This is a genomic window from Kribbella sp. NPDC000426 (assembly GCF_040300265.1).
Classification (GTDB): domain Bacteria; phylum Actinomycetota; class Actinomycetes; order Propionibacteriales; family Kribbellaceae; genus Kribbella.
The window spans coordinates 333,204-347,677 of the sequence record NZ_JBEPDK010000007.1; the positions used below are offsets into that span (position 1 = coordinate 333,204).

Annotated in this window: 12 protein-coding genes; 7 read left to right on the forward strand and 5 right to left on the reverse strand. The window is 68.1% G+C overall.

The genetic code is table 11. The features are described 5' to 3' along the window. Window positions 1-9 precede the first annotated feature (9 nt). Window positions 10-933, reverse strand: a complete 924-nt coding sequence (locus tag ABT313_RS33185; RefSeq protein ID WP_350861957.1) for a sigma-70 family RNA polymerase sigma factor — start codon at window positions 931-933, stop codon at window positions 10-12. Between the two features lie 126 nt (window positions 934-1,059). Here ABT313_RS33185 and ABT313_RS33190 point away from each other — a divergent pair, with 126 nt between their 5' ends. From ABT313_RS33190 to ABT313_RS33210, 5 genes are all read left to right on the forward strand, one after another. Beyond that, window positions 1,060-1,647: a GNAT family N-acetyltransferase gene (locus tag ABT313_RS33190; RefSeq protein ID WP_350861959.1), complete on the forward strand. Its 588-nt coding sequence runs from the start codon at window positions 1,060-1,062 to the stop codon at window positions 1,645-1,647. After that, window positions 1,647-3,374 (forward strand): IucA/IucC family protein, encoded by a 1,728-nt coding sequence (locus ABT313_RS33195; protein WP_350861961.1) that lies wholly within the window; start codon window positions 1,647-1,649, stop codon window positions 3,372-3,374. The genes ABT313_RS33190 and ABT313_RS33195 overlap by 1 nt, the downstream gene beginning before the upstream one ends. A gap of 39 nt (window positions 3,375-3,413) precedes the next feature. Beyond that, entirely contained in the window at window positions 3,414-3,905 is a 492-nt protein-coding gene (locus ABT313_RS33200; RefSeq protein WP_350861963.1) for a Uma2 family endonuclease, read from the forward strand. A gap of 107 nt (window positions 3,906-4,012) precedes the next feature. Further along, the gene (locus ABT313_RS33205; RefSeq protein WP_350861965.1) at window positions 4,013-4,570 is read left to right on the forward strand and encodes a Uma2 family endonuclease; all 558 of its coding nucleotides are present in this window, start codon (window positions 4,013-4,015) and stop codon (window positions 4,568-4,570) included. Between the two features lie 70 nt (window positions 4,571-4,640). Then, complete coding sequence (locus ABT313_RS33210; RefSeq protein ID WP_350861967.1) at window positions 4,641-5,174, forward strand: Uma2 family endonuclease; 534 nt, start codon at window positions 4,641-4,643, stop codon at window positions 5,172-5,174. 27 nt (window positions 5,175-5,201) lie between these two features. Here the strand turns inward: ABT313_RS33210 and ABT313_RS33215 are convergent, their stop codons facing one another. Continuing rightward, window positions 5,202-5,711 carry a cysteine dioxygenase family protein gene (locus tag ABT313_RS33215; RefSeq protein WP_350861968.1) on the reverse strand — a complete coding sequence of 170 codons (510 nt, stop codon included), beginning with the start codon at window positions 5,709-5,711 and terminating at the stop codon, window positions 5,202-5,204. 75 nt (window positions 5,712-5,786) lie between these two features. Between ABT313_RS33215 and ABT313_RS33220 the strand changes: the two genes are divergently transcribed. Next, entirely contained in the window at window positions 5,787-6,653 is an 867-nt protein-coding gene (locus ABT313_RS33220; protein ID WP_350861970.1) for a LysR family transcriptional regulator, read from the forward strand. 1 nt (window position 6,654) lies between these two features. Here the strand turns inward: ABT313_RS33220 and ABT313_RS33225 are convergent, their stop codons facing one another. Then, window positions 6,655-9,882 (reverse strand): ATP-dependent helicase, encoded by a 3,228-nt coding sequence (locus tag ABT313_RS33225; RefSeq protein WP_350861973.1) that lies wholly within the window; start codon window positions 9,880-9,882, stop codon window positions 6,655-6,657. Then, window positions 9,882-13,100: an ATP-dependent helicase gene (locus ABT313_RS33230; protein ID WP_350861975.1), complete on the reverse strand. Its 3,219-nt coding sequence runs from the start codon at window positions 13,098-13,100 to the stop codon at window positions 9,882-9,884. The genes ABT313_RS33225 and ABT313_RS33230 overlap by 1 nt, the downstream gene beginning before the upstream one ends. Window positions 13,101-13,260: 160 nt before the next feature. On the opposite strand from ABT313_RS33230, the gene ABT313_RS33235 reads away from it, so the two are divergent. After that, window positions 13,261-14,172, forward strand: coding sequence for a hypothetical protein (locus tag ABT313_RS33235; protein WP_350861977.1), 912 nt, complete (start codon window positions 13,261-13,263; stop codon window positions 14,170-14,172). Between the two features lie 4 nt (window positions 14,173-14,176). On the opposite strand, the gene ABT313_RS33240 is transcribed toward ABT313_RS33235, so the two are convergent. Next, window positions 14,177-14,473, reverse strand: a complete 297-nt coding sequence (locus ABT313_RS33240) for an MGMT family protein (protein WP_350861979.1) — start codon at window positions 14,471-14,473, stop codon at window positions 14,177-14,179. Between the last annotated feature and the right edge of the window lies 1 nt (window position 14,474).

A 14,474-nucleotide genomic window follows, 5' to 3' on the forward strand; every position in this document is an offset into this window, starting at 1 on the left:
CCACCGTAGTCAGTAGTGGTGGCCGTTGAGCTCCACTGACTCACCGAGCGCGCCTGCGACCTCGGTGAGGAAGTCCGGGGAGAAGTAGTACCAGCGGATCGAGCGGACCTTGCCGTTCTCGGTGGTCAGGCGCATCAGGTCGTTCACGGCCGCGTGGCCGTCGCGGACTATGCGGATGACCAGGACTGGCTCGCCCCAGAGGTCTACGACGTCGGCTGTGTAGCGATAGGGCTTGGACGGGTCCAGCGTGTGCTCGATCGACCCCTCGCGGATGTTGTCGGCGCCGTACTCCGTCAGCACGCCGAGGATCTCGCTGTCGGCATCGGCGAGCAGCAGTGCGGTCAGCCGCGGTACGTCGTACGCCGTGAACGCGTCGGCGACCGCATCGAGCAGACGGCGGTCCGGGGCCGCACGGGTCTTCAGCGAGCGATCCGGGTCGGCCAAGCGCCCGCGTCCGCGGTGGAGTGCTGCTTTGACGGCTCCGACCGAGGTACGCAGTACGTCGGCGACCTCGGTGAGCGTGAAGCCGAAGAGGTCCTTCAGGGCGAGTGCAGCACGCTCTTGCGGCGGGAGGAGAGTCACGAGCTCAGCCCAGGCGTCACGGACCTCTGCGGGGTCAGCTGTGTCCGGTGCGGCCTGCTCCGGCGCGTCGACGAGCACAGGCGACTGGCGGCGGTAGCTGTCGACGTACGCGTTGGTGGCGACCCGAAACAACCAGGCGCGCGGGTTGACGATCGGGCTGTGCGCCTGGGCCGCCTGGGTGAAAGCGCGGGCCAGCGACTCCTGCACGAGGTCCTCGGCATCGAACGCGTTGCCGCTCAGCCGGCGGCAGTACCTGTACAGGTCGGAGCGCAGCGGCTCGAGGCGGTCGAGGAACTCCCGCCGCGCCTGCCTGGTCGCCTTCAGCTCAGGCATGTCGAGTGCATCCGTCATGGTCATACCAGTGTGGACGGACGAGGCAGCCGTCAGGATACGGACCCGGTTCTTCGGACTGTCGAGCGTCTAGTAAGGTAAGCCTTAGCTAACAGGACCGCCCACCTCGACAGCAGAGAGTCCGCCATGACCAGAGCACTGCCCGAGCCGACGTACCGGCGCTTCGTCGCCGGCCTCGGCACCCTCAGCCTCCGGCCGTTCGACCTGACCGAGGACGTCACCACGCTGCACAGTTGGGTCACCCAGCCGTACGCGCGGTACTGGGGTCTGCTGGACGCGTCGGTTGCCGACGTGCACGCGGAGTACCTGCAGATCTCGCAGAGCGCGCATCACCGTGCCTTTCTCGGCGAGCACGACGGCCGGCCCGCGTTCCTGATGGAGCGCTACGAGCCGGCGTACGACGCGGTCGGCAAGGTGTACGACGTCGCGCCGGGTGACATCGGCATGCACGTCCTGGTCGGACCGCCGGTCACGCCGATCGCCGGCTTCACCGCGGCGGTGTTCCAGACGATCATGGACAGCTTGTTCAGCGATCCGCTGGTCGACCGGGTCGTGGTCGAGCCCGACGTACGGAACGTGAAGATCCAGGCACTGAACGAGCGGATGGGTTTCCGCAAGCACAGCGTCGTTCAGCTGGCAGACAAGCAGGCGTGGTTGAGCTTCTGCACCCGCGACCAGTACGCCGACGCACACCGGATGAACGAGGCAGGCTGATGATCTCGCATTTGAACCCGGACGTCTGGGCTGTCGCCAACCGCGCCCTGGTGCGGAAGGCGCTGGCCGAGTTCGCGCACGAGCGGATCCTGTCGCCTGTTGCTGTCGACAACGGGTTCGCGGTCGACGGGTACCGGTTCGCGGCCCGGCTGTATCCGTTGAACCACTGGGAGATCGATGCCGCTAGCATCGTCCGGGACGACGGCGGGCCGATCGACGCGCTCGAGTTCATCACGACGTTCCACGAGCAGCTGGGGATCGGCGCGGAGATGCTGCCGGTGTACCTCGAGGAGATCAGCAGCACGCTGGCGTCGGCGGCGTACAAGCTGTCGAAGCCGGACCTGACCGCGGCGGACCTGGTCACCGCGGACTTCCAGGCGATCGAGGCCGCGATGACGGAAGGGCATCCGTGTTTCGTGGCGAACAACGGGCGGCTCGGGTTCGGGGTGAGCGACTATCTGGCGTACGCGCCGGAGACCGGTGCGGCGGTGCAGCTGGTCTGGATCGCGACCCGGCGGGACCGGACGACGGTTGCTCACAGCAACACGCTGACGTACGACGAGCTGCTGCGGGCCGAGCTGGGCAGCGCAGTACTCGACCGCTTCGCCGCGGAGATTGTTGTCGCGGGCGCCGATCCTGGTGATTACGTATACCTGCCGGTGCATCCGTGGCAGTGGGAGAACAAGACGTCGATCACGTTCGCGGCGGATATCGCGCAGCGGCACATCATCTACGTCGGGACGACCGACGACGTCTACCAGCCGCAGCAGTCGATCCGGACGTTCTTCAACCGGTCGCAGCCGGCCCGCTGCTATGTGAAGACGGCGTTGTCGGTGCTCAACATGGGATTCATGCGCGGGCTGTCGCCGTCGTACATGGCCGCGACGCCGGCGATCAACGACTGGGTCCACTCGGTGGTCTCGAACGACCTTGTGCTCAAGCGCTACGGCTTCAGCGTGCTGCGCGAGATCGCGGCGGCCGGGTATCACAACCGGTACTACGAGAACGCGACGGCCAAGACATCGCCGTACCGGAAGATGCTGTCGGCTTTGTGGCGTGAGAGCCCGGTACCTTCGCTTGAGCCCGGTGAGCGGCTCGCGACGATGGCGTCGTTGCTGCACGTCGATCGACACGGCGCATCACTGGCCGCTGCGCTGGTACGGGCGTCGGGTCTCGCGCCGACGGACTGGCTGCGGGCATACGTCGACGCGTACCTGATCCCGTTGGTGCACAGCTTCTACGCCTACGAGCTGGTGTTCATGCCGCACGGCGAGAACCTGATCCTGGTACTGCGGGACGCCATCCCGATCCGAGTGATCATGAAGGACATCGCGGAGGAGATCGCCGTCCTCAGCCCGTCGACGCCGATCCCGGCGGACGCTGAGCGGGTGCGCGCCGAGGTCCCCGACGACGAGAAGCTGCTGTCGATCTTCACCGACATCTTCGACTGCATCTTCCGCTTCCTGTCTCCGTTGCTGGACAGGGAGGGTCTGCTGACGCCCGACGAGTTCTGGTCGGTGGTCGCTGACGCGGTGCGCGACTACCAGTCCGCGACGCCGGAGCTGGCCGACGCGTTCGCGAAGTACGACATCTTCACGCCGGAGTTCGCGCTGTCGTGCCTGAACCGGCTGCAGCTCCGCAACAACCAGCAGATGGTCGACCTCACCGACGTCGCCGGCTCCCTCCAGTTCGTCGGCACCTTGCAGAATCCCATCGCCTGTGGATAACTCCGACGGCGAGATGCCGAGATCGGTCAAGCTGTTGGAGTGACCACGCTCGAAGCCACGCGGGACGGCCGAAGATACGAAGTAGTCAACGGCCGTCTCCTCATCACCGGCGCCCAACCACCCGCGCACCACGCGGCCGTCATCGCGTTGATGATTGCCCTGAAACAAGCCTGCCCACCCGACCTGCTCATCTCGGTCGGCTCACTGGCCTTCCGCCCCACACCTCACACAACGCTCCGCCCCGACCTCCTCGTCTGCCCCCGCAACTACACCGCCACCGAACCACCCGACTTGGCCGTAGAGGTCCTCTCCCCCTCCACCCGCACCACCGACGTAGTCCTCAAACGCGCCCTCTACGAAACCCACCAAGTCCCGTCCTACTGGCTCCTCGACCCCATCACCCAAGAACTGACCGTCCTCGCCCTGACCCCCACCGGCTACACCTGCCAAGCCGTAGTCCAAGCCGAAGAAACCTTCCACGCCACTCTCCCGTTCCCCATAGCCCTGACACCGTCCGCCCTCCTCCGCTGACGGGGCATCCCGGGGCATCCCAGGGCAACCCGGGGCAGATTCCCGAAATGGTGTCGACTGCCCGTTGACAGCCGCCATGCTGGTCGAATGACGACGAAGGAGGCACGATGGGGTTCGTGGACACCACGCCGCAGAAGCTCACGCTCGCACAGTTCGACGCACTTCCCGACGACGGGATGCGGCACGAACTGCTCGACGGACGGCTACTGGTGACACCTGCGCCTAAGGAGGAACATCAGCGGGCCGCCGGCGTGTGCTACGCAGCGCTGTTGAGGGCATGTCCGGAGGACATGGAGGTCTTCTTCGCACCCTTCGACTTCCGGCCGAACGGGCGGACCAGCCTGCAACCCGATCTGATGGTCTTCCAGTACCAGGATGTCGGTGGAGACGAGGCTCGGCGCACACTGGTCCTCGTCGTCGAGGTCCTGTCGCCGTCGAACCGGTCGACCGACCTGATCATGAAGCGCCACGCGTACGAGAAGGCCGGCATCGCGTCGTACTGGATCATCGACCCTGATGCCTTCGTGCTGACGGTCCTCGAGTTGGCCGATGGAGAGTACGTCGAGCGAACGTTCAAGGGCGACGAGGCGTTCGCAGCCGAGCACCCGTTCCCGGTGCGGATCGTTCCGGCCGAGCTGGCACGTCGAGTCAACCGCTCGGTCTGATTCCAGGGCATCTCGGGGCAGCTGCTGATCTGCCCTGCCACCGCAGGCGTGTTCGGTCCAGAGTCGGATCATGAGACCGGTTGAACCAGGCGAATTCACGGTGGCCGACCTAGAGCTGGCTCCGGATGAAGGCCCGCGGTACGAGCTTGTCGACGGCGTGCTGTTAGTGACCTACATGTCATCGACGATTCATCAGCGAGCGCTCGGCGCGCTGATGCTGCACCTGGCCTCAGCCTGTCCCGAGCACCTCAAGGTTCTGCCAGGGCCGCTGGAATTCCGGCCCAACGATCGGCTGGCGCTGGTTCCCGATCTGCTGGTGCTTCCCAACAAGGAGCACGTGATGCGATGGGTTGACGAGTTGGCTCTTGTCGTGGAGGTTGTCGTGTCTACGACGCGCACGGTCGACCAAGTTCTCAAGCCTGAGCTCTACGCACGGGCCGGCGTGCCCGCCTACTGGATCTTCGACCCGGTCGAGGAAGAGCTGACCGTGCTCGAACTGGCGGACGGTTCGTACCAGGTGCGTGCCGTTGTCAGCGGCAACGACGTGTTCGAAGCAGAACTGCCATTTTCAGTGCGGATCGTCCCGGCTGACCTCATCGAGTGACGGTCGGGCGGACACGCTCGTGGGCCGTTAGTTGTAGTAGCGGCGCGCGCTGGAGCCGATGCGGGTGACGTCGGTGCCGTAGATGTGGATTGAGATCGCCGTGGTGTCGGACGTGTTGTTGACGCGGTGGATGTCGCCGGGAGGTGCGAAGCCGCTCACGTCGCCGGCGTGGTTGTCGCTCTGGCCGATCAAGCGGAGGTCGGCGTCGTACAGGTCCTCGTGTTCGACGCCCTGGATCACACCGAAGACGCACCAGGTCACGTGGTCGTGGATCCTGGTGAGCTGACCGGGTCGCCAGACCAGCGCGATGATCGAGAACGAGCCGTCGGGCTCGACGTGCAGCGTGTGGCTCTGGTAGGTCTCGTCCGATCCGAGGCGCTGTTCGGCCGTGAGTACGTCGGGAGTCGGCAGGTGACGGCGCAGTTGCTCGGCCACGAGCTGCGCGGTGCCGTGCCAATCGGCGTGCTGGTCGATCGCGGTACGGACGCCCGCGGCGAGGTCGGTCAGTTGACTGGTGGAGATCGTTGTCGTCGTCATGTCTTGAGCGTGCGCCACCCCAACCCATAGCGTCTAATGCCAAGTTTCGTTCTCACCCATAGACGGGTTTGATACATGCTCGATGTCACGAAGTTGCGCGTCATCGACGCCGTCGCGCGCCACGGATCGGTCACCGCCGCCGCGCGGGAACTGCACTATTCCCAGCCGTCGGTCACCCATCACCTGTCCCGCCTCGAGGCCGAGACCGGCGCACAGTTGGTGCAGCGCGCCGGCCGCGGCATCCGCCTGACCGAGGCCGGCCGGATGCTCGCTACCCGGGCCGCCGAGATCATCGGCCGGATCGACGCAGCCGACGCCGAGCTCGCCGCGCACGTCGGCCTGCGGGTCGGGCGGGTTCGTCTCGCGGGGTTCTCGTCGGCGATCGGCTCGCTCGTACCGGCAGCGGTCGCGGCGCTGGCCGGCAAGCATCCGGAGCTCGAGGTCAGCCTGACCGACCTGCATCCCCCAGAGGCACTCGAGCTCCTCCGCACCGGCAACATCGACGTCGCGATCGTCTTCCGGTACGACGAGACCGAGCCGGAGCCGAGCGGCGTACGGCTGCACCACCTGCTGGACGACCCGCTTTACCTGCTGTCGAAGGATCGGCCGGTCACGCTGGCCGAACTCGCCGACGCGACCTGGATCGCCGGCTGCGATCGTTGCCGCAGTCACCTGACTTCGTTGTGCGCGGTAGAGGGCTACGAGCCACGGGTCGGCTACACGTCCGACGACATGGTGGTGATGCAGGCCCTCGTCAGGTCCGGTCTCGGCGTAACGACGATGCCCGGTCTCGCGCTCCGCAGCCATCAGGTCGACGGCATCTTCGCAACCGAGATCCCCGGCTCACGCCGGCACGTCTACGCCGCGACGTACGGCGAACCGCCCGACCCACCCGCGATCGCAGCCGTGCTCGCGGCGCTGGACGAAGCTGCCGCGAGCTGAGTCAGCCGTTGAGGAGGTGGGTGAGTTCCGCCTTCCCGGGAAGGTTTTCGGGGCGGACGATGTCGCCGGTGCGGACGTAGTAGAAGGCTGCGGTGATCTGGGACAGGGGGATGTTGAGTAGTTCGGACCAGGCGACGCGGTAGATGGCCAGCTGGAGGGGGTCGGCGGTTTCGGAGCGGTGGGTTTTCCAGTCGATGACGTCGTAGCCGCGGGATCCGTCGTCGCGGACGACCTGGTAGACGGCGTCGATGCGGCCGCGGATGACGCGGCCGTCGAGGGCGAGGGCGAAGGGGGCCTCGATCTCGTACGGCGTGGTTTCGCCGAACGGTCCGTCGCGGAACGCATCCATCAGGTCGGTGAGGTCGGTGTCGTCGACGATGTCCTCGTCCGCAGCGCCGGGGAGGTCGTCCGGGTCCAGCAGGAGTTGCTGGCCGAAGTAGCTCTCCACCCAGGCGTGGAAGCGGGTGCCGAACCGCGCCGCCCGGTTGGGTTTGCGGGGCATCGGGCGGGCGAGCTCGGCGGCGAGACCGTCGGGGTCCTTGGCCAGTCGCATCACCTGCGTCGCGGACAACGCGGCCGGCAGCGTCACGTCGTACGCCTTGCGGCTCCGGCTTTCCCTTGCCTCGGACAACAATCGCTCGATTTCGGAGTCCCAGCGCGCGACCGTCGCCTGCTCGTCGAGCAGCAGCGACTCCTCGGCCTCGACCGACGGACCTTCCGTCCGCGACAGCTCCACGAGCGCCGCCGCGTCGAGCCGCCGCTGGTACGACTCCAGGTCGTACGCCGTCGGCCACGGCGCCTGCGTCTGCTCCGCAAGCTCCGGGTTCTCCGCCGTCAGCTCCGGTTGCTCGGCCCACTCGATCACGCGGTCTCCGGCATGCTTCTTCAGCGTCGACAGGTACGACGACGGGCCGCGCGGGCGCTTCTGCGTCGGCCCCCACCAGTGCCCGGTCGCAACGAGCAGCTCCTTCGCGCGAGTGAAGGCGACGTACCCGAGCCGCCGTTCCTCCAGCGCGTTCATGTCCTTGCACTCGTCCGCGAACGACTTCAGCCCCGCGTTCGACAGGTCGTGAATATCCGGCAGCGTGTCCGCGTCACCGCGCAACGGCCACGGCAGCACCTTCGCGTTCGTCGTCCACTTGTCCCGGCCGCGATCCGACGGGAACACCTTCGAGACCAGCGTCGGCACGAACACGACCGGCCACTCCAGGCCCTTCGACCGGTGCGTGGTCAGCAGCTTCACCGAGTCGGCCTCGCTCGGTACGGCGAGGTCGAGGCCGGCGGCGTACTCCTCCTCGGCCGCCAGGTAGGCGAGCAGCCCGTCGAGCGAGCCGTCGGACTCGGTCGAGACAAAGTTGCCGACGGCATCCAAGAACGCGGCGAGGTGGTCGCGGCGGCCGGCGTCGACGTGGTCGGGGGTCGCGGTCAGCTCGACGTCCAAGCCGATCGTGCTGATCACTCGGCGGACCAGGTCGAGCAGCGGCTCACCGGCGTGGGCGCGCAGTTCGCGGAGTTCGGTGGACAGCTCCTTGAAGCGGACCAGCGCTTCCGGCGCGTACTCCGAACGGCCCGGATCGTCGACCGCTTCGGCCAGCGAGATGACCTCGGTCGAGTCCATCCCGGCCACGGCCGCGTCCAGCGCAGCGACCAGGTCGTCGGCAGCCGGCCGCTCCCCCGCATCGGCGAGTGCGCGGGCACGGTTGGCAAGCAGAGCGAGGTCGCGGTGGCCGATCCGGTACCGCGGGCCAGTGAGGATCCGGAGCATCGCGGCGTTCGCAGTCAGGTCGTTGACGGCCTGCAAGGTGGCGACGACGTCGACGACTTCCGGCAGTGCGAGGAGCCCGCCGAGACCGACGACCTCGACCGGGACCTTGCGGGCGATCAACGCTTCGTGGACCGCGCTGAGGTCGACGTTGGTCCGCATCAGGATGCCGATGTCTTTCCAGCGGCGGTTCCGGGTCTGGTGTGCGGCGACGATCGCGTCGGCGACCCACTCGATCTCCTTCGAGCGCGTCTCGAACAGTCCGACGGTGATCGCACCCTCGGGAGCGTCCGCCGGAGCCTCGAGCGGGATGACGCCCGGATGCTGCTCGTACAGCTCGGCAGCGTGCTGGTTGGCGGCCGCGAGGATGCGACTGCCGCAGCGCCGGTTGATGCTCAGCACGTATCGCTGGGCCGGCGTGCCGTCGGCCTGCGGGAAATGCACCGGGAACTCGTCGAGGTTCGCGACCGAGGCACCGCGCCACCCGTAGATCGCCTGACAGGGGTCGCCGACAGCCGTGACCGGGTGGCCACGCCCATCCCCTCCGGCGAACAGGGCCGTCAACATACGCCGTTGCGACACCGAGGTGTCCTGATACTCGTCGAGCAGCACAACCTTGTACCGAGCCCGCTCGACGGCAGCGACCTCCGGACATTCCTCCGCCAGCCGCGCGCCCAACGCCATCTGATCGGCGAAGTCGACAACGCCACGCTCAGCCTTGTAAGCCTGGTACTCCTCGACAAGCTGCAGGATCTCGCCACGCTTCAACGCGGTCTCGGCAAGCTTCCGCACCTCCACCGTTTGCTTACGAGCAGCGGCGACCTCGAGCCGCACGGCCTCGTCGTGGTCGCGGATGTCGTCCGCACGGAGCAGATGATCCGCAAGCTCGCCATCCAGCGCGAGCAGACTGTTGACGAGCGTCGGCACGTGGTGCGACGCAAACCGGATCGGCCCGGCCGACCGCCGTACAACCCGGCCGGCAAGCTGGTACCGCGTTGCATCGGCCAGCACCCGCGAGTCCGGCTCCAGGCCGAGCCGCAGGCCGTGCTCGGCGATCAACGTGCCGGCGAACGCGTGGTACGTCGAGACAACCGGCTCGCCCGGTTCCTCGGGCTCCCAGTTGGGGATGTTGCTCCGCAGATGCGCGGCCAGCAGCGGATGCTGGTCCTTCGGCAAGGTCGATCCGAGTACGCCGGCCTTCGTCAGGTCGTCGCGGATCCGTACGTCGAGCTCGTTCGCGGCCTTCTTCGTGAACGTCAGCCCGAGCACTTCCTCCGGCTTCACCTGTCCGGTGCAGATCAGCCACACCACGCGCGCGGCCATCGCGGTCGTCTTGCCGGAGCCGGCACCGGCAACGATCACGCCCGGCGCGAGCGGCGCCGTGATCGCGGCCAACTGCTGATCGGAGAACGGGATCCCGAGGAGGTCACACAGGTCTGCGGTGGTGCGGAGTTGGGCGGCGGCCATCAGACGATCTCCCGGCCTTCTGGCTGGATCGGGCAGAGGGCTCGGGCTTCGCACCGGGTGCAGCCGTCGTTGCGCTGGGCGGTGAACTGCTCGGTACGGATCATCGACTCGGCGTCGTCGACGGCTTCGTCGAGCCAGGTGCGGCCGTCGTCGTCGGCCTCCAACGGGCCCTGGTGCTGCACCTTCGGAAAGCCGCCGTTGTCGTCGTGCCGCAACTGGACCAGCTCGGCGCCACCGGCGACCGCGTCCTCGCCGAGCTTCTTCAGCTGGCGGGAGTTGATCGCCCGCTGGTAGATCGCGAGCTGCACATGCCGCGCCAACGCCGGCTTGGTCGGGATCGAGCGGCCGGTCTTCAGGTCGACCACCCGGACAGTCCCTTCGGCATCCTTCTCCACCCGGTCCATCCGGCCCTTGACCCGGACCGCAGGCTTGTCCTCGTCCGGCAGCAGCACGTCGAAGTCCACCTCGGTCCCCACCAGCGTCCGGTCCGGGCGTCCCTGGTGCCATGCGACGAACCGGCGCAACGCCTGCTCCGCCTCGGCGCGCTCGCGGTCCGAGATCCACGCGGACTCGAAGTCGAGCTGCGTCCACACCTTGTCGAGCCAGCCGTTGAGCTCGTCGATCGACGGGGGCAACGTCCCGGTCGCGACCGCATCGGCCAGCGTGTGCAGCACCATTCCGAAGCCGATCGCCGACGTGCTCGGTGTCTCTCCGCCGGCACGCCGCGTCAAGAACCATCGCAGCGGGCAGTCCACGATCGTCGTCAACGCGCTCCCCGACAACGGCACCGGGAGCGAAGGATCGGCGATCGGCCGCTCGGACCGGGTCCGCTCCCGCACACCCCACCACCGCGACGGATCGGCGGTCGGCACCAACGCATACTCACGGTCGTCAACGGCGTCGGCCAACTGCGCCAGCCGATCGGCCGCCACCCGCTTCAGCGCAGGTGACGACGAGGGATCCGCGAGTACGCAGCGCAGATCAGCGACCAGCCCCGGCAACGACAACGGCCGTCGCGGCCGACCCGCGACCAGTTTCAAAGGAATGTCCAGCTCGGCAAGGAATCGGGACGGCTGGTCGCCGTCGGCCTCGGGCGCCTGCACCGCCGTCACGATCAACCGCTCCCGGGCCCGGGTGATCGCGACGTAGAACAGCCGTCTCTCCTCGGCCAGCAACGCACCAGCCGACAGCGGATCGATCAGCCCGTCCGGCCCCAACCGGTCCGGCTCCAGCAACGACCCGCGCCGCCGCAGGTCGGGCCACTGCCCCTCTTGCACCGAGGCGACCACAACGAGCCGCCACTGCAGACCCTTGGACCGGTGCGCGGTCATCAGCTGTACGCCGGCCTCGCGGTACGTCCCGTCGAACCGGTTGTCCGCCGCGATGTCCAGCGACTCCAGCTCCGCCAGGAAGGCCGAAACCCCCTTGAATCCAACCTGTTCCTCGGCTCGGCCGGCCGCATCGAACAACGCGCACAGCGAATCCAGATCACGGTTGGCCGCGCGCGCGGTCTCGCCCCCCGACCCGGCCTGTCCGCGCAGCCGCCGTAACCAGGGCGACTCGGACCACAGTGACCACATCACCTCGTCCGGCGCGGCTCCCGCGGTCACGATGTTCCTTGCCTTGAGCAACCGCTCGCCCAGCGCCGCGAACCGCGCCTCGGCCGGGGACGCCTCCTCGTCGAGCAGCAGCGGGTTCATCAACGCTTCCCGCAGCAGCTCGTCCGACGAGCGCGGCAGCCGCTGGCCGCCCGCAGCATCCCGGTCGCGGCGGCGCAGTACCCGGGCCAGCCGCCGCAGCTGCCCCGCGTCCATCGCCCCCAACGGCGACAACGCCAACGCGCGCACGACCTCGACAGTCAGCGTCTCGGGATCGGCCACCGCCCGCAGCGCCAGCAACATCGGCCGTACGGCGGGCTCGCGCGACAGCGGCAACTCGTCACCCGCGACGTCCACCGGGATCCCGGCCGCGCACAGCGCACGCCGCAGCGGCGGGATCGAACGACTGCCGGACCGGACCAGCACAGCCATCTCGTGCCACCCGACGCCGTCCTGCACATGCGCCCGCCGCAGCAGGTCCGCGATGTGCTCGAGCTCGGCGCCACTGGTCGAGTACAGATTCGCCTCGACCTTCCCCGGGCCGAACACACAGGCCGACGCATCCGGGTTGCGGAACCGCTCGAACGTCTCCCGGTCGAGCGAACCCGGCACGCCGAGCCGGTTCACGACGTTGCGCGACACCCGCTGCAGCGTCGTACCGAACCGTCGTGTCGTCCCCAACGCGATCTGTGCGGCCTCGGCGCCGTCCCGGGCCCGGAACTCGTCGGCGAACCGCAGCAGACCACGGACGTCGGCGCCACGGAAGGTGTAGATCGACTGGTCCGGATCGCCCACGACGACGAGGTCGCGGCCGTCGCCCGCGATCGCCTGCAACAGCTTGGCCTGACCGGGATCGGTGTCCTGGTACTCGTCGACGAACACGGCTTTGAACTCGGCCCGCAGCTTCGCCTGCACCGACGGCTGCTGCGCCAGGATCACCGCGCGGTGGATGAGCTCGGAGTAGTCCAGCACCTGCTCGGCATCCAGGACCTGCAGGTACTCCTCGAAGAAGTCGCCGACCGCGACCCACTCGGCCCGCTCCGCCGACCGGCCGATCGCGGACAGGTCCTCCGGGTCGAGCCCGAGCTGCCGTGCCTTGCCGATCACCGCCTGCACCTCGTCGGTGAACCCGCGCGTCTTCAGCGCCGGATGCAGACTGCCCGGCCAGTGCACCGCGCCGACCTCACGGCTGCCCGACAACGCCTCGGACAGGCGCAGCGACTGCTCCGGCCCGGACGGCAGCCGCAGCGGCACGTCGAACGCGTCGGCCGGTGTGAACCGCCGGAGCAACGCGTAGCAGAAGGAATGGAAGGTCATCGACGGCATCACCCGGGTCGTCCGCCCGAGCCGGCCGGTGATCCGATCCCGGAGCTCGGTCGCCGCCTTCCGCCCGAAGGTCAGCACGAGCACTTCATCGGGACTCAGCCCGCGATTGCGCACCCGGTCGACGACAGCCTCGACCAACGTCGTCGTCTTCCCGGTCCCCGGACCGGCGAGGACCAGCAACGGGCCGCCGGGATGATCCACGACGGCCTGCTGATCAGCATCCAGGACAGGCGCCGCAGCGCTTCGTCCCTCGGCCCGGACCAACCGATACCGGGACCCCTGTCTGCTGACCATCGCACCATCTCAACAGACCCCACCGACAATCTGCGAAGAGCCACCCCGGGCCTCGTCGCGATAGCCGGAAACCGGACAACACGGACGTAGCCGGGCGATAACTTTCCGCACCCGCGGCGCATCGAGTACCTCGGAAGCAACCAACGATAAGGAGCACCGAATGAGGACGATGCGACGCACGGCCGCCCTCCTGGGGGCGGCTGTTCTGCTGGCTGGTCTGGGGACCGCCACTGCCTCCGCAACGAAGACGGCGAACCCGAAGATCCAGTCGATCTGCTCGCTGGATCTCGGCTCGATCACCGCGCAGGGAAACTATGTCGACCAGGTGGTGTCCGCCGCCAGCCCGCCAGTTGCGAGCGAACGCCGGGTCGGTCCGCAGGTCGCCCAGCCGGGCGAGACGCGGGCGAGCGCGACCTGGGAGTTCAAGCCCGAGCCCGAGGGCGGCAGCTCCGACAGCGGCTACGCGCTGTACGGCGACACGCTCTACAGCACGGTCATCAACAACGTGCCGGACGGACCGTGGTGGGGCCGTGGGCTCGCGATGGAGGACATGGGCGCCTACACCTCGATCGCGCGGGCGGCGTACCCGAAGGGCGACTCGCCGACCCGGCAGTACTTCTACGCGCTCCGCACCGACGGCTCGCTGGCGCGCTGGAAGCTCGACAAGGAAGGGTTCCACCCGCTCGGGACGTACGCCGGCTTCTCGGCCGTGAAGACGATGACGCTGATCAGCACGACGTCGACGTACGACACCTTCCTGGCCACCACCAAGGCCGGCGCGCTGTACACGATCCACATCCCGACCACGTCGCCGCTGACGCCGGTCGTGAAGGTCGTCCGGTCGTCGACCTGGCAGGGCTTCGAGGCGATCGTCGCGGAGAAGTGCGGCACGCAGTCCACGCTGCTGGCCGCGATCGACACCGACAGCGGGTCGGCGTACCTGTACGCCGTTGGTCACGCCAACGGTACGGCCACTGTCATCCAGAGCCTGGGCAAGGTCCCGGGCACGTTCGACGACCCCGTCTACTTCCTGCGCACCTCGCAGGCAGGCACGCCGCTGAACGGCGAGTGAGGGTCTAGGACTGCGGATCCCAACGGGCGTCGCGGAGGTTCACGCGCCCGTTGGTGATCCGTACCCCGTCCGACCGCAGCCGGTGGAGTTGCTCGTCGCCGACCTCTTCGGCCGGTACGCCGGACGCGCGGATCACCCGCCACCACGGCACGCTCGCGCCGTACTCGCGCATGATCGCGCCGACCTGGCGCGGCCCGCCCTGCCCGACGTACTCGGCGATATCGCCGTACGTCGCGACGCTGCCCTCCGGGATCGACTCCACTGCCCGCAGGACGGCCTCGATGTACTCCTCCCGATCCACG